This window comes from Actinoplanes sp. CA-015351 (genome assembly GCF_050955685.1).
Taxonomy (GTDB): Bacteria; Actinomycetota; Actinomycetes; order Mycobacteriales; family Micromonosporaceae; genus Actinoplanes.
Window position 1 is genome coordinate 7,251,041 of the sequence record NZ_CP192102.1, and the last position, 17,442, is coordinate 7,268,482.

A 17,442-nucleotide genomic window follows, 5' to 3' on the forward strand; every position below is an offset into this window, starting at 1 on the left:
CGACTCAGGCGGGCGCCAGGACGATCTCGGCCCTGGCCTTTCCGTCACGCTCGCTGACGATCGCGAGGAGCACGCCGCCGGGATCGAAGACCGCATAGGGCCCCTCGATGCCGGCGGGCGACAGCGGACCGCCGTGCCGGAGGACTCCGGTCTCCTCCGCGGAGGCCACCCGCTGCGGAAACGCCCGGCGAGCCGCCTCGGCCATCGGCAGCGAGACCACGTCCGGCGCGCGCTCCTCCAACTCGGCCAGGGTGGCCGCCGCGTCCAGGGTCATCTCGCCGACAGCGGTCCGGCGCAGGGCCGTGAGGTGGCCGCCGATGCCGAGCGCGGCGCCCAGGTCGCGGGCGATCGCCCGGATGTAGGTGCCGGAGGAGCAGGTCACCTCGATGTCCACGTCGACGACGTCGCCGTCGCGGCGGATCTCGAGAACATCGAGCTGATGAATCGTGATCTGCCGGGCGGGGATTTCCACCGCCTCGCCGTCCCGGACGCGCTTGTAGGACCGGACACCCTTGATCTTGATGGCACTGACCGCACTGGGCACCTGGCTGATCTCGCCGACCTGGGTAGCCAGAAACGCCTTTATCGCGTCATCGTCGATGTGCCCAGCGGGAACGGTCGCGACAACCTCACCCTCGGCGTCGTCGGTGATCGTCGTCTGTCCCAGGCGGATCGTCCCGGCATAGCTCTTCGAGGCGCCGATCACGTAGGTGAGCAGGCGCGTCGCCTTGTTGACCCCGATGATCAGGACGCCGGTCGCCATCGGGTCCAGCGTGCCTCCGTGCCCGACCCGCCGGGTCTTCGCCAGCCGCCGGATCCGGGCGACGACGTCATGCGACGTCATGCCGGCCGGCTTGTCCACCACGATGAGTCCGTCCACGTTCACCGGAAAACCCTAGCGGGTGGCGCCGACCACGACCCATCGTGGTGACCGCCACCGCCAGACAAGAGTGACGAATCGGATCAGGGTGAACAGGCCGAGCCCGGCCCACACCCCGCCGAGGCCGAGGTCCAGCGCGTACGCCAGCCAGATCGCCGGCAGGAACCCGAACAGCGCCGACAGGATCGTGACGGTACGCAGAAACGCCACGTCCCCCGCTCCGATCAGGACCCCGTCCAGGGCGTAGACCACGCCGGCGAACGGGAGCAGCCCGACGAACCACGGCCAGATGATCATCGCCTGGTCGTGCACTGCCGGGTCCGGCGTGAACCAGCCCGGAATCACCGGCGCCCCGGCCGCCGCCAGCGCCGCGAAGACGACCGCCGCCACGCCACCGGCCACCGTCACCCGGCGGGCCACGTCCCGGGCCTGGTCCGCGTCGCCGGCGCCGAGGGCCGCGCCGACCAGCGATTGCGCAGCGATCGCCACGGCGTCCAGAGCGAGCGCCGCGAAGAACCAGAGCTGCAGCCCGATCTGGTGTGCGCCGACCGCCGCGATGCCGAACCGGGACGCCACCGCCGTGGCGGAGAGGAAGCACGCCTGAAAGGCCGCGCCACGGATCAGCAGGTCACGGCCGAGAACTACCTGACGCACGATGATCGAGGGCACCGGCCGCAGGTCGCGGGTCTCGCGGATCAGCGCCAGCAGGAAGAGGCCGCCACCGACGCTCTGCGCGGTGACGTTGGCGATCGCGGAGCCGGTCAGGCCGAGTCCGAGCGGGTAGACCAGCACCGGGCAGAGCACGGCGGAGAGCACGTTGGCGCCGAGCACGATCCACAGTGGGCGCCGGGTCTCCTGGACGCCGCGCATCCAGCCGTTGCCGGCCGCGGCGAGCAGCAGGCCGGGCGCGCCGAAGGCGGCGATCCGCATCCAGCCGGCGGCTGCCTCGGCGGTCTGCTCGTTGCCGGCCAGCAGGTGCGCGACCGGGCCGGCCCCGACCACGCCGAGCAGCGCGAGCAGCAGGCCCATGCCGAGCGCGAGCCAGGACGCCTGGACACCCTCGGCCACGGCGGCGGCACGGTCACCGGCGCCGAACCGGCGGGCGGCGCGGCCGGTGGTGCCGTACGCCATCAGCGTGCCGAACCAGGCGGCCACCGACATCACGGTGCCGCCGACGGCGATCGCGGCCAGCTCCAGCGGGCCGAGATGGCCGACAACCGCGGTGTCCACCAGGACATAGAGCGGCTCGGCGGCCAGCACGACGAGCGCGGGGAGCGCCAGAGCGGCGATCCGCCGGGGTGTTGCGGTGGATTCAGACGCGACAGGCGGGCTCATGGTTGCCCATGATGCCCGCCCGACGAGAAAGAGCGGTTACTGACGGGTGTCCAGCGAGGCCTGGAGCGCACGGCGAGCCTGCTCGCGGGCGTCGTCGGCGGGCTTGGGCTGGGGCTTCTGCTTGGCAGCCATGAGAGGGCTTCCTTCCACACGGTGGGTGTGGGCGCGCCGCACGGGGACGGGCGCCCAGAATCGGTCGAGCGGGGCGTCACAGGAGGGCCGGCCCGGGATCGCCGGGTCCTTGGCGGAGATGACGCCGGCCCGGGTCGGTGGACCCGGGAGGCTCGAGATCTCACGGAGAGGCGGTGGTGTCAGCCGCGTGAAACCAAATCACCGTTCAGGTCCCAAACTAACGTTCACTCGGCGGACCGTTGGGTGGATCCCGCCATCCGGGACAACGAAGATGGGGGCCACCCGTTCGGGTGACCCCCATTCAACTGCGCAAACGTCGATCAGTTCAAAAAATCGTCCAATAGGTGACGCACGGTGGCCACCACATCATCAGGCTCCCCATAACCGGTGAAACCGGCCGCCAGCCGGTGACCGCCACCGCCCTGGGAGATGGCCACACCACTCACATCCACCGCGCCCTTGCTCCGCAGCGACACCGACCACTCGCGCGTGCCGACCTGCTTCACCAGCACCGAGACGTCTGCCTCGGCCACCGAGCGGACCGGGTCGATGAGCGTGTCCAGCACGTAGGGCGGCTGGGAGTACCGTTCCAGGTCACTCAGCGTCGCGTAGGTCCAGACCATGCCGAGGCCGCCGGCCGCCGCCGGGTCGAGCACCGCGCGGCCCAGCACCTCGCCGGTCAGTTTCATGGCGCCGAACGGCTTGCTGTCGAAGATCCGCCGGGAGATCTCACCGGGACGGATCCCGGTCGCGATCAGCCGGGCCGCCAGCTCGTGCACCGCCACCGTGGTCATGTCGAACTTGAACGAGCCGGTGTCGGTCGCCAGCGCCACGTAGAAGCACTCGGCGATCTCGGCGTCCAGCGGCACGCCGAGCCGGCTCAGCAGTTGCTCGGCCACCACCGAGGTGGCCGCGGCCAGCGGGTCCACCAGACGAACCTGGCCGAAACCGGTGTTGGAGGCGTGGTGGTCCAGCACGACGCTGCGGGGCGCGGCCGCAAGACGGCCGGCGAGCCCACCGAGGCGGGACTCGCTCGCCACGTCGAAAACCATGACCATGTCCGGGTCACCGCAGGCGTCCGTCTCCGGCACCAGAAGATCAAGACCGGGCAGAGCAGCGTACGGGTCAGGAATGCTGAACTGGCCCGGGAACGTGGCCTGGATCCGGGTGAATCCGAGCCGCCGCAGTCCGAGGGCGAAGCCGAGCATGCTGCCGAGCGCGTCCCCGTCCGGGTTCACGTGGCAGATCAGCAGGACCTCGTCGCCGGCGCCGGCCGAGCGGACCGCCGCCACCGCGGCGGCCCATTGCTCGGCGGAAGGACTCACCCCTTGTCCTCGGCGGCACCCACCGACTCGGCGTCCTCGTCCTCGTCGCTCTTGTACGGGTCGGCGTCGCCGGCGTACTGCTTGCCGGCTGCCAGCCGCTGGACCTCTTCGTCCCGGTGGCGCGCCTGCTCCAGGAGGTCGTCGATCTCCTTGACCGTGTCGAGCACGTTGTCCAGGACGAACGCGAGGCTCGGCGAGTGCCGCAGGCTCAGCGCGTGGCCGACCCGGGTCCGCAGCATGCCTTTCGCGCTCTCCAGGGCCGCCGCCGTCGAGGCCTGCTCGGCCACGTCACCGAGGACCGTGTAGAAGACCGTCGCCTCACGCAGGTCGCCGGTGATCCGGGCATCCGTGATCGTCACCATGCCGAGGCGCGGGTCCTTGATCTCCCGTACCAGCGACGCCACCAGCTCACGGATTCGCTCTGCGTGCTTCCGTGTCTTGGCCGGATCCGCCATCTAGCCCACCTCCGACTGTCTATCCCGCGGGTCGGTCAACACCATCCCGCCCTAACCGCGCAAGCCTACCTAGGTCAGTCGTCGTCGGAGTAAAGCCGTCGCTTCACCGAGAGCAACTCGATCTCGGGACGGCCGGCCACCTGGTTCTCGCAGGTGTCGACGACGCTGCGGGCCTGTGCCGGGTCCGGCGCCACCACGGCAACGCCGATCTGGGCACGGCCGTGCAGGTCGTGGAAGCCGACCTCGGCGACGCTGACCTCGAACTTCTTCAGCATCGCGATGATCGGGCGGAGGTAGGAACGCTTCTGCTTCAGCGATTGCGCGTCACCGGGCAGGAGCAGGTCGAAGACTGCGGTTTCGATATACATCAGCGAGCAGGGTACGCCCGGACGCCCCCGGACTTCACGTGTATTTGCGGGCCACCACGACGTCACGCTCGATGCCCTGGTCCACCCGGTGTGACAGGGGCTGGTACTCGATCAGCTTCAGGCCGTTCGCCACCAGGATGTCCTCGGCCAGCTCACGCTTCGCGACCTTGGTGTTCCAGGAAATACCGACCGCGCCGCCCGGGCGCAGCAGCTTCAGCCACTCCGGCACCGCTCGCTCCAGCAGGTCCAGCGGACGGCGGGTGATGCCGCCACCGTCCTCGTCGTAACTGCCGTGCGCGACACCGTACGGCAGGTCCGTGACGATCAGGTCCGCGACATTGCCCTTGATCAGGCCGTCCAGGCCGGTGGTGTCGGCGTTCAGCACGGTGATCTTCTGTACCGCGCCGGCCTTGTGGTCGTCCTTGCTGGCCGCAAGCGTCACCTCCAGCCGGCGGGCGGCCCTCCGGCCCTGCCGGCGCACCGGGATCAGGTCAGCGGTGTGTTTGAGCCGCTTGCGCTTGAGCCAGGTCTGCAGGAACAACTTGTACGCCTCGACGTCCTTGCCGTCGATCTCCACGCCGATGCCGTCGTAGCCGTACATCAGGGCCTGGTTGAGCGTGGTGCCGCGGCCGCAGAGCGGGTCGAAAACGGTGAGGTTGCCGTCGAGCATCCGCCGTGCGAAGGCGGAGCCGAGCAGGGTGAGGTTCAGCACGAGCTTGGTGAACTGCTCGTTGGTCTTGCCGGCGTACTTCGGGATGGTGATCAGGTCACTGTCGTACCGGGCGAGCGGGGTGAGCGTGAGCGGCCGCAGCAGGTCCTCGACCCGCTCGAAGAGCGCGTACGCCGAGGAGAGGTTCGAGAGGTACGCGATGTCGAGCTCGGTCAGCTCGGCGGAGAACGTCAGGTACTCCACGCCGCCGATCTCGGCCACGTCGACCTCGTCGATCCCGGAGGAGAGCACCGGCGCGAACCCGGCCAGCTCCGCCTGGGATATGCGCGCCGCCTGATCGGCGTAGACACGGTTGGCGGACGGTGCGAGCAGCATGGCGTAGCGGGACATGCGGTCATTCTTTCAACGACTGCTGAGCGTGCTTGAGGCGTACCCCGGAAAAGACGGACGGCCCCGGCGCTTTCGCGCCGAGGCCGACCGTCGCGGGGTGTTACGCCCGCGCCTTCTCACGCATTTCGAAGGTCTCGATCACGTCGCCGACCTGCGGCGAACCGTAACCCTGCAGCGTCAGACCACACTCGAAGCCCTCGCGGACCTCGGTCGCGTCGTCCTTGAACCGCTTGAGCGAGCTGATCGTGACGTTGTCGCCAACCACGACGCCATCGCGCAGGATCCGCGCCTTGGCGTTGCGCTTGAGCAGGCCCGTCCGGACGATACAGCCGGCGATGAGTCCGATCTTCGACGAGCGGAAGACCTCGCGGATCTCCGCCGTGCCGAGCTCGACCTCTTCGTACTCCGGCTTGAGCAGGCCCTTCAGGGCCGCCTCGATCTCCTCGATGGCCTGGTAGATCACGCTGTAGTAGCGGATCTCCACGCCGGCGCGGTCGGCCATTTCCTTGACCTTGTTGGAGGCCCGGACGTTGAAGCCGATGATCGTGGCAACCTGCTCGGAGGACGCCGACGCCAGGTTGACGTCGCTCTCGGTGATCGCACCCACACCGCGGTGGATAACCTTGAGCTGCACCTCGTCCGGGATCTTGATGTTGAAGAGCGCCTCTTCGAGGGCCTCCACCGATCCGGAACCGTCACCCTTGATGATCAAGGTGAGCGAAGCCTTCTCGCCCTCCTTGATGTCGCGCATCATCTCGTCGAGCGACTTCGGACGACGCGAGTTCGCGAACATCGCCGCACGACGGCGAGCCTGCCGCTGCTCGGCGATCTGACGCACCGTGCGGTCGTCCTCGGCAGCGAGGAACGTGTCGCCCGCGCTGGGAACCGAGGTGAGACCGAGCACCAGGACCGGACGGGCAGGACCCGCCTCGGCGATCTGGGCGCCGTTCTCGTCGAGCATGGCCCGGACGCGACCGTGCGCGCCACCAGCCACGATCGAGTCGCCGGCACGCAGCGTGCCCTTCTGCACCAGGACGGTGGCGACAGCGCCGCGACCCTTGTCCAGGTGAGCCTCGACCGCGACACCCTGAGCGGGGCCGTCGATCGGGGCGGTCAGCTCGAGCGCCGCGTCGGCGGTCAGCAGGACGGCCTCGAGGAGGTCGTCGATGCCGATGCCGGGCTTGGCGGCCACGTTCACGAACATGGTGTCGCCGCCGTACTCCTCAGCGAGCAGGCCGTAGTCGGTCAGCTGCTGCCGGACCTTGTCCGGGTTGGCGTCCGGCTTGTCGACCTTGTTCACCGCGACCACGATCGGCACGTCGGCCGCCTTGGCGTGGTTGAGCGCCTCCACCGTCTGCGGCATGACGCCGTCGTCGGCGGCGACCACGAGGATGACGATGTCGGTCACCTTCGCACCACGAGCACGCATGGCGGTGAACGCCTCGTGACCCGGGGTGTCGATGAAGGTGATCGCCCGGTCTTCGCCCTGGTGAGGGACGACGACCTGATAGGCGCCGATGTGCTGGGTGATGCCACCCGCCTCGCCGGCGACCACGTTGGTCTTGCGGATCGCGTCGAGCAGCTTCGTCTTACCGTGGTCGACGTGACCCATGACGGTCACGACCGGCGGACGAACGACCAGACGGTCCTCGGCAACCTCGGCGTCGAGGTCGATGTCGAACTGCGCGAGCAGCTCACGGTCCTCGTCCTCGGGGCTGACGATGACAACCTCGAAGCCCAGGTGCACGCCGAGCAGCTTGAGGGTGTCGTCGGACACCGACTGCGTGGCGGTCACCATGTCGCCCAGGTTGAACATCTCCTGGACGAGCGAGCCCGGGTTGGCGTTGATCTTGTCGGCGAAGTCCGACAGCGACGCACCGCGGGACAGCCGGATCTCCTGGCCGTTACCGCGCGGGGCGCCCGAACTCATCTGCGGAGCAGAGAGGTTGTCGAACTCCTGACGCCGCTGCTTCTTCGACTTGCGGCCACGAGTCGGCCGGCCGCCGGGACGCCCGAAGGCACCCGCCGCGCCACCGCCACGACCACGGCCACCGCCGCCACCCGGACGTCCGGGAGCGCCACCGACCGGGCCACCGCCACCGCCACCGGGACCACCGGGACGGAAGCCGCCACCAGCGCCGCCACCGCCACCGGGACGGAAGCCGCCACCAGCGCCGCCACCGCCACCAGGACGGAAGCCGCCACCAGCGCCGCCGCCACCGCCACCGCGGTAGCCGCCACCGCCGCCACCGGGACCGCCGGGACGACCTGCGCCGCCACCGGGACCGCCGGGACGGCCAGCGCCGCCACCGGGACCGGCCGGACGACCCGGACGCTGCGACGGCATCGACGCGGGGCTAGGCCGCGGCGGCATCGAAGCAGGGCTGGGCCGCGGCGGCATGCCGGGCTGGTTGGGACGCGGCATCGAAGCCGGGGACGGACGGCCTGCGGCCGCGCCACCGGAGACGCCGAACGGGTTGTTACCGGGACCACGCGCCGGCGGACGAGGTGCGCCACCGGCAGGGCCGGGACGCGGTCCACCAGGAGCGCCGCCCTGGTTGGGGTTACGACCGGCCGCGGGCGAACCCGGACGCGGCGGAACCATGCCGGGACCCGGCCGCGGGCCGGCGCCACGCGGCGCGCCACCGTCGGCCGGAGGCCGGCGCTCGGCGTCCCGGGCACGTGCGGCCTGAGCAGCCTGAGCCGCCTTGACGGCCGCTTCCTGCTCAGCCTTCAACGCCGAGGCGCGCGCCTCAGCGGCCGCCACCTCGATGTCGTGCGCACTGGCCGGCTTGGTGACCGGACCGGGTGTCGGGCCGGGACGGCCCGGAGCCGGCTTGGGCCGGACGAACGGTCCGGGCGACGGAGCCGGCGAAGTCGGGGCGGCGCTGGGCGCACCACCCTGCGGCGGGCCGGGACGACGCGGCGGCTGAGGCCGCCCCATCGGCGGGCCCGGGCGCGGGCTGCCACCAGGGGCGGCCGGCGCGCTGGACGCGGAGGGACCGGACGCCGGCGACGAAGGCGAAGCCGGAACGGCGCCACCTGCCTCGAGGGCGCCACGAAGCCGCCGGGCCACCGGGGCCTCGACGGTGCTGGACGCAGATTTGACGAACTCGCCCATTTCTTTCAATGTGGCGAGCACGGTCTTGCTGTCGACCCCGAGCTCTTTGGCGAGCTCGTGAACGCGGGCCTTGCCTGGCACTGCACTCCTCACTTCGAGGTCGTGCGAGCAGTACCCGCACAGACCTCACTCGTGCACTAGAAGCCTGGTCATTTCAGGGACTTCATCGTGTGCTCATCTGGGTCGTCCTACCTTGCTGGGTCGTGACGAGACGCCGACGCCTCGTCATCGGTGGGTCCGAACGGCACGGAGACCGCACGGATGTGCTCGGCAAGCAACTCGGTGTCAGCAACACCGGTGAGACGTAGCGCACGCCCGAAGGCGCGACGCCGCTCTGCCTGCTCGAAGCAGGCCGGAACGGGATGCAGATGCGCTCCCCGTCCCGACAGTCGGCGGCCCGGATCGGGTAGAAGCCGAAGGTCTCCCCCGGATCCGACCGCGACGAACCGCAGCAATGATGCGGCCGGCGCGCGATTACGACAGCCGACGCAGGTTCGCGTCGGGCCGACCGTCACCAAGTCTACCCCTCGATCGCGGCGAACGCGTATCCGGTCAGTTCCCCGCCCCGGCCGCATCCCTGTCGGACACTCCGGTGGGCTCGTTGTCCGGCCGGATGTCGATGCGCCATCCGGTCAGCCGGGCGGCCAGCCGGGCGTTCTGACCTTCCCGCCCGATCGCCAGCGAGAGCTGGAAGTCCGGCACTGTCACCCGAGCCGTACGGGTGGCCGCGTCGACCACCTCGACCCGCAGCGCCTTCGCCGGCGAGAGCGCGTTGCCGACGAACTGGGCCGGGTCCTCCGACCAGTCGATGATGTCGATCTTCTCGCCGTGCAGCTCGCTCATCACGGCCCGGACCCGCTGGCCCATCGGGCCGATGCACGCGCCCTTGGCATTCACACCGGAGACCGTGGAACGGACCGCGATCTTGGTGCGGTGACCCGACTCACGGGCGATCGCGGCGATCTCCACGGTCCCGTCCGCGATCTCCGGCACCTCGAGGGCGAACAGCTTCTTCACCAGCGCCGGGTGGGACCGGGACAGGGTGATCTGCGGGCCGCGGAAGCCCTTCGCCACGTGCACCACGATGCTGCGGATCCGGGAGCCGTGCTCGTACCTCTCGCCCGGCACCTGCTCGGACTGCGGCAGAACCGCCTCGAGCTTGCCCAGGTCGACGATCACGATGCCCTTCTCGGCACGGGCCGCGTCGGCCTGCACCACACCGGTGACCAGGTCGCCGTCGCGTCCGGCGTACTCGCCGAAGTGCTGCTCGTCGGTCGCCTCGCGAAGGCGCTGCAGGATGACCTGCTTCGCGGTCATCGCGGCGATCCGGCCGAAGTCGTGCGGTGTGTCGTCCCACTCGCGGACGACGGTGCCGTCCGCGTCGAGCTCCTGTGCCAGCACGGAGGCCACACCGCTCTTGCGGTCGATCTCCACCCGGGCGTGACCTTCCGCGCCGTCGGTGTGCCGGTAAGCGGTCAGCAGTGCGGTCTCGATGGCCGCAAGAATGGTGTCGAACGGGATCTCCCGCTCGCGCTCCAGGGCGCGCAGCGCCGCGAGGTCGATGTTCATTCCTCGCCCTCCCCTTCGTCTTCTTCGTCGTCGTCTTCTACGTCGCCGAATTCGGCTTCGTCCATGCGCTTGAACTCGATCTGGACCTTGCCCGACCCGAGCTCGGCCCAGGCCAGCTCACGGGTCGTGCCGTCCACGTCCAGCGCCACACCTTTGTCGTCGGTCGAGAGCACCCGGCCGGTCAATCCGTTCACCGCGACCAGGCGGCCGGTGTTGCGGCGCCAGTGCCGGGGCTCGGTCAGCGGCCGGTCCACACCCGGTGAGCCGACCTCCAGCTGGTACTCCCCCGGCAGCACCTCGCCGCCGGCCTCCTCGGCCGCGTCGAGCGCGTCGGAGATCGCCCGGGAGATGACCGCCACATCGTCCAGGCTGATGCCACCGTCGGTGTCCACCAGGATCCGCAGCACGAACCGGCGGCCCGCCCGGGACAGGTGCACGTCCTCCAGGTCGTAACCGGAGGTGGCGACCACCGGCTCGATCACTTCACGGACCCGGGCACGAGCCGCGGTCAGATCGACGCGGGGAACAGCGGGGGTACGTGTTTCGGCTTCCGGCCTGGTACGGCGGCTACCGGGGTGCCCACCGGGCCGGGCCCCGGCGCGACCACGCTGCGTCATCGGGCTCGACCTCTCACTAGCTTCGTGCTGGAACGACTATATGCCGCCGGGCAGCAATCGGCCCCGCAGCTGACGCAGAGCGTAACGTGCCGGGACCCCGGCCGGAGCGCCGCCGCTCCGATTCCACCCGGCGTGCAGGTCAACGGGCCGTGCCGGAGGCCTTCGATCCGATGGTGTTGACTGGCCCGGTGCGGATGAGCGATTCGGTACACACACGCCGGCGGATACTGACCGCGACCGGCGCGATCGTGGCGGCGGCCACGCTGGCCGGCTGTGGCCTCTTCGACGACGAGCCGGAGCCCGAGCCGGCTCCCGACCCGCTGCAACCGATCCTCGACGAGGCGCTGGCCCTGGCCGCCGCGTACGACCTGGCGATACAGGCTCAGGCCACGCTGGCCGAGCAGCTCACCCCGCTCGCTGAGGACCACCGGGCGCACGCCGCCGCGCTGGCCACCCTGATCGGCGCGGTGCTGCCGTCGGGCGCCGCGGCGCCGGTCGCGTCCGCCGCCCCGCCGGCCGGGTCAGCCGACGAGACGCTGGCCCAGCTGCGCAAGTCCGAGCAGGCCGCGCAGACGACGGCCGTCGCCGCGTGCCTGGCGGCGCCGGCCGGCCGCGCGGCCCTCGTCGGATCGATCGCCGCCTGCCGGGCCACCCACGCGAGCGCGCTGCGCTGAGTAGCAGGAGGATTGCCGTGAAGGAACAGCTGACCGCCGCGCTCGCCGCCGAGGAAGCGGCGATCTACGCGTACGGGCTGATCGGTGTCCACCTCACCAAGGAGCGCGAGGTGAAAGGCGCCCGGGACAGCGAGCAGGTGCATCGGCAGCGCCGTGACTACCTGGTCGACCGGATCGCCGAGCTGAAGGCCAGCGCCGCGCCGGCGCCGGCCGGGTACGCCCTCCCGTTCGAGGTGACCGACCGGGCGAGCGCACTGAAACTGGCCGTGCACATCGAGGACGGTGTGGCCCAGGCGTGGCGTGCCGTGCTGCCGGTCACCGAGCAGAGCCAGCGCAACGCCGCCCTGTCGGCCATGACCGATTCCGCGGTACGCGCGACGGCCTGGCGCAAATATTCCGGTACGGCACCGCTGACCATGGCTTTCCCCGGACGTCCGGGCTAAAAGTCTGGAGAATGAGGCGGTGATCGGCGAGCTCGACACCACCTCAGTCCGCGGGTCGCTCGCGATCCGGCTCCGTGACGTCGTCCAGCAACGGTGGCCGGCCGAGGTCCAGGCCATCGGCGTCCGCGGTTCGGTCGCGCACGGCGACGACGTCGATTCCAGCGACGTGAACGTGGTCGTGGTCACCTATCGCCCGAAAACCGGCCCGAAACCGACCCGCCGCAAGGTCGAGGGCGTCCGCGTCTCGCTGGCCGTGGTCACCGCCGAGGACGGCCTGGGCCTGGCCCGGGTCCTGACCCCGAGCTGGCCGCTGGTGGCGGACGGATATCTGACGACGCTGCCGCTCCATGACCCGCACGAGTGGTTCGCCGACCAGCGCGAGGCCCACCTGACCCTGCTCTCCGAGGCCCGACCAGCCGAGTTCACCCGGCTGGCCCGCCACAACTGGGCCCTGGCGAGCAACGCGCACGCCCGCGCGGTCCGGCTGACCCAGTGGCACGACACGGACGCCGCGATGGTCCTGATGGCCGAGGCCCGGGTGCACGCCGCACTCGTCGCCGGCCTGCTGACCAGGACGTACTTCCGCAACGAGGCGGACGCGGTGAAACACACCGGCGTCGCGATGGCCGACATGCACGAACTCGACGCGATCCTGAATTACCAGGCCGAGGAGCTGGCCGCCCGAGGCCGCCCGGTCGACGGAACCCTGGGCGAGCTTTTCGACTGACCCTGCTCGGGGTGGCCGGGCCGGGGTCAGGCGCCGAGCATCGTGCCGATCAGGAACGTCGGCGTGATGGTGCCGGCCGGCAGGGTCACGGGAGGGTGAGGATCTCGTAGCCGTCGTCGGTCACCACGAGGGTGTGCTCGAACTGGGCCGTCCACTTGCGGTCTTTCGTGACGACCGTCCAGCCGTCTTTCCAGATGTCGTACTCATGGGTGCCGAGGGTGATCATCGGCTCGATGGTGAAGGTCATGCCCGGTTCCATCACGGTTTCCAGGCGCGGGTTGTCGTAGTGCGGGATGTACAGCCCGGAGTGGAACGTCTCGCCGATGCCGTGACCGGTGAAGTCGCGGACCACGCCGTAACCGAAGCGGCGCGCGTACGCCTCGATGACCCGGCCGATCGCGTTGATCGGGCGGCCCGGCGCCACCGCGCGGATGCCGCGCATCATCGCCTCGTGGGTGCGCTCGACGAGCAGGCGGGCCTCGTCGCTCACCTCGCCGACGCAGAACGTGGCGTCGGTGTCACCGTGCACGCCGTTCAGATAGGCCGTCACGTCGACGTTGATGATGTCGCCGTCCTCCAGGACCGTGGAGTCCGGGATGCCGTGGCAGATCACCTCGTTGAGCGAGGTGCAGCAGGATTTCGGGAAGCCCTTGTAACCCAGCGTCGACGGGTACGCCCCGTGGTCGAGGATGAATTCGTGCACCACCCGGTCGATCTCGTCGGTGCTGACGCCCGGCTTGCAGTGCTCGCCGGCGAGCTCGGTGGCCTGCGCCGCGATCCGGCCGGCGACGCGCATCTTCTCGATCGTCTCGGGAGTCTGCACATGGGAGCCACGCCACTCGCGGGGCTTCTTCTTGCCCACGTACTCGGGGCGGACGATCTGTGCCGGGACCGATCGCTCGCGCGACTGCTTTCCCGGGCTGAGAGGGGCACGTACCGACATGTTCACAGCCTATCCGCCCGGCAGCCCTGTTCTTGCCGCCCTCCGACCCCTGTGAAAACCTGTTCCGGTGGATCAAGACTTCTCGGTGACGGGCGCGGTCGACGGCGGCCACGTCACGGTCATCGTGACCGGCGAGGTCGACATGTCCACCGCCGACGTACTGTTCAGCACCGCGACACCGCCGGACGCGGCGGCCGCCACGGTGGATCTGCGCGGGGTCAGCTTCTTCGATTCGGCCGCCATCCACGCCCTGATCCGGCTGGCCGAGCGCTACCCGGCGGGGCAGCTCACGGTGTTCCCCTCGTCCCGGGTTCTGCGGGTGCTGGAGATCTCCGGGCTGGCCGGGCAGCCGTGGCTCAAGCCGGACTCAGCGGGCTCGGATTCAGCGGGCTCGGATTCAGCGCGCTCGGATTCAGCGGGCTCGGATTCAGCGGACGCCGCAGAGTAACCGCGGTGCCCTGCGGGGAGCGGTGCACGGACAGCTCGGTCAGCGCCCCGATCAACGCCAGGCCACGCCCGCGGAAACCCGCCTCGGTGGCCGGACGCCATCGACCGGTGTCGTGGATCGTCACGACGACCGCGTCACCGGTGTGCGACGCCTCCACCACGATCACCGGCTCGTCCGGGTCGAGCGGGTGCTCGATCGCGTTCGCGGCGGCCTCGGAGACCGCGACCACCAGGTCGAACGCGTCGTTCTCGGGTACCGAGTGCGCGGTCAGGAAGTCCTCCAGCCGGCGGCGCATCACGGTGAGCCGGGACGGGTCGGCGGGCAGCCTCAGGACGAACTCGCGGGGTTCGGTCACCTCCAGCGCGATCAGCGCGATGTCGTCGCGGCGCGCGTGCCGGGCCGCCTTCACCAGCAGCGAGTCCAGCAGGTCCTCCACGTGGTCGGCCGGCCGGGCGACGTCGGCGGTCAGCTCGGCGAGCCCGGAGTCGATGCCCTGCCTGCGGTCCTCGACCAGGCCGTCGGTGTAGAGCAGCAACCGGCCGCCGGGCCCGAGTTCGCGTTCCCGGGTCGGGTAGGTGACGTTGCCGAGCGCGCCGATCGGCGGCCCCATCGCGGTGGTGTGCAGGAACTCACCCGGCTTGCCGCCTTCGACCACGATCGGTGACGGGTGCCCGGCGGAGGAGAACCGCAACCTCCGGGTACGCGGATCGAACGCCACACAGACGACCGTGGCGAACTGCCGCCGCCCGAGAGTGTCGACCAGCCGGTTCAGCCGGGTCAGCGCGGCACCACAGTCAAAACCCTCCAGAACGTACGCCCGAAGCGCGTTCCGCAACTGGCCCATGCCCGCCGCGGCCTGCACGCCCTTACCCACGACATCGCCGATGACCAGGAACAACTCGCCGTCCGGGGCGGCGATCGCGTCGTACCAGTCGCCGCCGACCCGGGCCTCGCTGCTGCCCGGCACGTACCGGCTCGCCACGATCGCGCCCGGCACCCGGGGCAGCGACTGCGGCAGCAGGCTGTGCTGCAACGTGGACGCGATCCGGTGCTCGGTCTCGTAGAGCCGCGCGTTCGCCAGCCGCAGCCCGATCAGCCGGGCCAGCTGGTTGAGCAGCGCCGGTTCGGCCGGCCCGTCCGCGCCGTCCCAGACCCGCAGCTCGCCGAGCGGCGGCCCGGCGTCGTCCGGCGAGCTGTCCGACGGCAGCGGCAGCACCACGTCCGGTTCGGACGGTGGCACGGTGGCACCGCCGTCCTGCTCGGCCCGGGCCTCCGGCGCCGTCACCACGACCCGCCCGGCCGACGTCATGGCGAGCACGTGCCGGGCCGCGACGTCGAGCACCTCGGCGGTGGTCGGCACGGCGTTCAGCGAGGAGGCCACGTCGACCAGGCCGCGTAGCCGGCTCACGATCTCCCGGAGGCCGCCTGCGGCCGCGGTCCTGTCGGTGATGATGCCGAGGACGCCGGCAGGCCGCCCCTCGGCGTCCCGGATCGGGTCGAGCGTGAAGGGGTGATCCTCGGACGCGAACGACTCGTCGTTCGCGAGCACGCCGTCGAGCAGCGCCCGCACGTCCCAGGTCTCGGCGACGGGCCGGCCGGGCTCGCCGCCGATCACCGACCGGGACGCGTCGTTGTAGAAGGCGGTGTGCTCCGGCCCCCAGCAGACGACGATCGGCGCCCGCGAGGCGAGCATCGTGACGATCGCGCCGGTCAGCTCCTCCGGCCAGCCGGACGGATCGCCAACAGTGGTGGCGGACCAGTCCAGCGCGGACAATCGCGCGCCCATCTCGCCGCCTCGGTCGAAGGCGATGCGCAACCGGCTCGGCAGCCCCAATGCGGACCTCCCCAACGTTTTATGCCGGAATGATCGCACCTACCGAAGCGGCCTCGGTCAGCGCGGTGAACGCCCGCAGATCCGTGGTCCGTTCCGGGTGCCACTGCACGCCCAGGGCGAAGGTCAGCCCCGGGTGTTCGATAATCTCCACGACCCGGTCGTCCGGGCACCAGCCGACCGGTACGAACGCACCCGGATCGGCGACCGCCTGATGGTGGAACGAGTTCACCGTCAGGTGGCGTCCGAACAGCTGATGTGCCCGGCTGTTCTCGTCGACGGTGACGTCGTGCCGGCCGAAGTCGGAGGCGCCGGCGGCCAGCGCGTCGGTGCCCGGGGCGGCCCGGTGCCGCTCGTGCCCGACCAGGTCGGGCAGGTGCTGGTGCAGCGATCCGCCGGTGGCGACCGCCATCACCTGCATGCCCCGGCAGACGCCGAGCACCGGCAGGTCGGCCTCCAGCGCGGCGCGCATCAGCATCAGCTCGGCGGCGTCGCGTACCTCGTCGACCTCGGTGGCCGGGTGACGCTCGGCCTGCCAGGCGACCGGGTCGACGTCGCCGCCACCGGTGAAGACGATGCCGTCCAGCGATTCGAGCACGTCGGTGCCCGGATCGTCGGGGGTGACCAGAACGGCTCTGCCGCCGGCGGCGTGCACCGCTTTCACGTAGTTCATCGGCAGCATTGCGGCCATCAACTCGTTGCGCTGGTACTGGATGTGCTGCGCGTAGCAGGTGAGGCCGATCAGCGGTCTGCGCATGCGGTGCCGTTCTCCTTCATCCCCGATTTTCCTTGATGGCTCTGCGAGCTGCGTCGACTAATGCCCCGAACAGGCGCTGGTCCCTGCGGTATTCCGGATGCCACTGCACACCGAGGACGAATCGCCCGTTCGGGTTCTCGACCGCCTCGGGGGTGCCGTCGTCCGCCCGTCCGGTGACGGTCAGCGATCCGGCGTCGGCGACGCCCTGGTGATGGAAGCAGTGGATGGCGCGGTCCTCACCCATCAGCTCGGCGATCCGGCTGCCCGGGGTGAATGTCGCTTCGTGCTCGCCGTACACGCCCGGCGCCGGCCGGTGCCGGGCATGCCCGAGCGTCTCCGGCAGGTGCTGGTGCAGCGAGCCACCGGCCGCGACCGCGAGCAGCTGCATCCCCCGGCACACGGCGAGGATCGGCAGGTCGGCGTCGAGGGCGGCCCGCAGCAGCAGCATCTCGCCGGCGTCCCGCTCGGCGCGGAACTCGGTCGCCGGATGCGCAGCAGCGCCGTACAGGGCCGGGTCGACATCCGGCCCACCGGCCAGGACCAGGCCGTCGAGGGCTCGGAGCACGTCGGCGTCCCGGTCGTCCGGAGGCAGCAGAACAGCCCGGCCACCGGCCAGCGTGACCGCTTCGACATAGTCGTGCGGCACGAGGGTGGAGGGGAGGTTCTGCCAGACACCCCAGGTGGCCGGAACCACATAGGACGTTATTCCGATGATCGGACGCATCGCACCACCGTAGTCACAGGCGCGCGGCGCCGG

Annotated in this window: 18 protein-coding genes; 4 read left to right on the forward strand and 14 right to left on the reverse strand. The window is 70.6% G+C overall.

The window, feature by feature from the left end:
- Nucleotides 1-4: 4 nt before the first annotated feature.
- From truB to rimP, 10 genes are all read right to left on the reverse strand, one after another.
- Complete coding sequence (gene truB, locus ACQP2E_RS32860; protein WP_433834138.1) at nt 5-844, reverse strand: tRNA pseudouridine(55) synthase TruB; 840 nt, start codon at nt 842-844, stop codon at nt 5-7.
- Nucleotides 845-895: 51 nt separating this feature from the next.
- On the reverse strand, nt 896-2,215 hold the full coding sequence (locus ACQP2E_RS32865; protein WP_433826863.1) for an MATE family efflux transporter: 1,320 nt from the start codon (nt 2,213-2,215) through the stop codon (nt 896-898).
- Nucleotides 2,216-2,667: 452 nt separating this feature from the next.
- Nucleotides 2,668-3,672 carry a DHH family phosphoesterase gene (locus tag ACQP2E_RS32870; RefSeq protein ID WP_433826864.1) on the reverse strand — a complete coding sequence of 335 codons (1,005 nt, stop codon included), beginning with the start codon at nt 3,670-3,672 and terminating at the stop codon, nt 2,668-2,670.
- Nucleotides 3,669-4,127, reverse strand: a complete 459-nt coding sequence (rbfA, locus tag ACQP2E_RS32875; protein WP_433826866.1) for a 30S ribosome-binding factor RbfA — start codon at nt 4,125-4,127, stop codon at nt 3,669-3,671. Before rbfA ends, ACQP2E_RS32870 begins: the two co-directional genes overlap by 4 nt.
- Nucleotides 4,128-4,201: 74 nt before the next feature.
- Nucleotides 4,202-4,495 (reverse strand): DUF503 domain-containing protein, encoded by a 294-nt coding sequence (locus ACQP2E_RS32880; RefSeq protein ID WP_433826867.1) that lies wholly within the window; start codon nt 4,493-4,495, stop codon nt 4,202-4,204.
- Between the two features lie 34 nt (nt 4,496-4,529).
- Nucleotides 4,530-5,555 carry a TRM11 family SAM-dependent methyltransferase gene (locus ACQP2E_RS32885; RefSeq protein WP_433826868.1) on the reverse strand — a complete coding sequence of 342 codons (1,026 nt, stop codon included), beginning with the start codon at nt 5,553-5,555 and terminating at the stop codon, nt 4,530-4,532.
- A gap of 100 nt (nt 5,556-5,655) precedes the next feature.
- On the reverse strand, nt 5,656-8,757 hold the full coding sequence (infB, locus tag ACQP2E_RS32890) for a translation initiation factor IF-2 (RefSeq protein WP_433826870.1): 3,102 nt from the start codon (nt 8,755-8,757) through the stop codon (nt 5,656-5,658).
- A 107-nt stretch (nt 8,758-8,864) separates the two neighbouring features.
- Nucleotides 8,865-9,251, reverse strand: coding sequence for a YlxR family protein (locus tag ACQP2E_RS32895; RefSeq protein ID WP_433826871.1), 387 nt, complete (start codon nt 9,249-9,251; stop codon nt 8,865-8,867).
- Nucleotides 9,229-10,245 (reverse strand): transcription termination factor NusA, encoded by a 1,017-nt coding sequence (gene nusA / locus ACQP2E_RS32900; RefSeq protein WP_433826872.1) that lies wholly within the window; start codon nt 10,243-10,245, stop codon nt 9,229-9,231. Before nusA ends, ACQP2E_RS32895 begins: the two co-directional genes overlap by 23 nt.
- Entirely contained in the window at nt 10,242-10,862 is a 621-nt protein-coding gene (rimP, locus tag ACQP2E_RS32905) for a ribosome maturation factor RimP (RefSeq protein WP_433826873.1), read from the reverse strand. The genes nusA and rimP overlap by 4 nt, the downstream gene beginning before the upstream one ends.
- Before the next feature lie 194 nt (nt 10,863-11,056).
- On the opposite strand from rimP, the gene ACQP2E_RS32910 reads away from it, so the two are divergent.
- From ACQP2E_RS32910 to ACQP2E_RS32920, 3 genes are read left to right on the forward strand one after another with little or no spacing between them, the layout of a single operon-like run.
- Complete coding sequence (locus ACQP2E_RS32910) at nt 11,057-11,536, forward strand: hypothetical protein (protein ID WP_433826875.1); 480 nt, start codon at nt 11,057-11,059, stop codon at nt 11,534-11,536.
- A 17-nt stretch (nt 11,537-11,553) separates the two neighbouring features.
- Entirely contained in the window at nt 11,554-11,979 is a 426-nt protein-coding gene (locus ACQP2E_RS32915; RefSeq protein WP_433826876.1) for a ferritin-like domain-containing protein, read from the forward strand.
- 19 nt (nt 11,980-11,998) lie between these two features.
- Nucleotides 11,999-12,706, forward strand: coding sequence for a nucleotidyltransferase domain-containing protein (locus tag ACQP2E_RS32920; RefSeq protein ID WP_433826877.1), 708 nt, complete (start codon nt 11,999-12,001; stop codon nt 12,704-12,706).
- An 85-nt stretch (nt 12,707-12,791) separates the two neighbouring features.
- Here the strand turns inward: ACQP2E_RS32920 and map are convergent, their stop codons facing one another.
- The gene (gene map, locus ACQP2E_RS32925; protein WP_111651597.1) at nt 12,792-13,649 is read right to left on the reverse strand and encodes a type I methionyl aminopeptidase; all 858 of its coding nucleotides are present in this window, start codon (nt 13,647-13,649) and stop codon (nt 12,792-12,794) included.
- 67 nt (nt 13,650-13,716) lie between these two features.
- Here map and ACQP2E_RS32930 point away from each other — a divergent pair, with 67 nt between their 5' ends.
- Nucleotides 13,717-14,097 (forward strand): STAS domain-containing protein, encoded by a 381-nt coding sequence (locus tag ACQP2E_RS32930; RefSeq protein WP_433826878.1) that lies wholly within the window; start codon nt 13,717-13,719, stop codon nt 14,095-14,097.
- Here ACQP2E_RS32930 and ACQP2E_RS32935 read toward each other — a convergent pair.
- The 3 genes from ACQP2E_RS32935 to ACQP2E_RS32945 all read right to left on the reverse strand — a co-directional run bounded on the left by ACQP2E_RS32935 (nt 14,006) and on the right by ACQP2E_RS32945 (nt 17,409).
- Nucleotides 14,006-15,883 carry an ATP-binding SpoIIE family protein phosphatase gene (locus ACQP2E_RS32935; protein ID WP_433834140.1) on the reverse strand — a complete coding sequence of 626 codons (1,878 nt, stop codon included), beginning with the start codon at nt 15,881-15,883 and terminating at the stop codon, nt 14,006-14,008. The genes ACQP2E_RS32930 and ACQP2E_RS32935 overlap by 92 nt on opposite strands.
- A 67-nt stretch (nt 15,884-15,950) precedes the next feature.
- Nucleotides 15,951-16,685 carry a gamma-glutamyl-gamma-aminobutyrate hydrolase family protein gene (locus ACQP2E_RS32940; protein WP_433826880.1) on the reverse strand — a complete coding sequence of 245 codons (735 nt, stop codon included), beginning with the start codon at nt 16,683-16,685 and terminating at the stop codon, nt 15,951-15,953.
- Nucleotides 16,686-16,701: 16 nt separating this feature from the next.
- The gene (locus ACQP2E_RS32945) at nt 16,702-17,409 is read right to left on the reverse strand and encodes a gamma-glutamyl-gamma-aminobutyrate hydrolase family protein (protein WP_433826881.1); all 708 of its coding nucleotides are present in this window, start codon (nt 17,407-17,409) and stop codon (nt 16,702-16,704) included.
- Nucleotides 17,410-17,442: the final 33 nt, after the last annotated feature.

Coding starts and splice junctions, on each gene's coding strand:
- truB (WP_433834138.1), bottom strand. CDS start 844: ATGACGTCGCATGACGTCGTCGCCCGGATCCGGCGGCTGGCGAAGACC.
- ACQP2E_RS32865 (WP_433826863.1), bottom strand. CDS start 2,215: ATGAGCCCGCCTGTCGCGTCTGAATCCACCGCAACACCCCGGCGGATC.
- rbfA (WP_433826866.1), bottom strand. CDS start 4,127: ATGGCGGATCCGGCCAAGACACGGAAGCACGCAGAGCGAATCCGTGAG.
- ACQP2E_RS32880 (WP_433826867.1), bottom strand. CDS start 4,495: ATGTATATCGAAACCGCAGTCTTCGACCTGCTCCTGCCCGGTGACGCG.
- ACQP2E_RS32885 (WP_433826868.1), bottom strand. CDS start 5,555: ATGTCCCGCTACGCCATGCTGCTCGCACCGTCCGCCAACCGTGTCTAC.
- ACQP2E_RS32895 (WP_433826871.1), bottom strand. CDS start 9,251: ATGCGGCCGGGGCGGGGAACTGACCGGATACGCGTTCGCCGCGATCGA.
- nusA (WP_433826872.1), bottom strand. CDS start 10,245: ATGAACATCGACCTCGCGGCGCTGCGCGCCCTGGAGCGCGAGCGGGAG.
- rimP (WP_433826873.1), bottom strand. CDS start 10,862: ATGACGCAGCGTGGTCGCGCCGGGGCCCGGCCCGGTGGGCACCCCGGT.
- ACQP2E_RS32910 (WP_433826875.1), top strand. CDS start 11,057: ATGAGCGATTCGGTACACACACGCCGGCGGATACTGACCGCGACCGGC.
- map (WP_111651597.1), bottom strand. CDS start 13,649: ATGTCGGTACGTGCCCCTCTCAGCCCGGGAAAGCAGTCGCGCGAGCGA.
- ACQP2E_RS32935 (WP_433834140.1), bottom strand. CDS start 15,883: ATGGGCGCGCGATTGTCCGCGCTGGACTGGTCCGCCACCACTGTTGGC.
- ACQP2E_RS32940 (WP_433826880.1), bottom strand. CDS start 16,685: ATGCGCAGACCGCTGATCGGCCTCACCTGCTACGCGCAGCACATCCAG.
- ACQP2E_RS32945 (WP_433826881.1), bottom strand. CDS start 17,409: ATGCGTCCGATCATCGGAATAACGTCCTATGTGGTTCCGGCCACCTGG.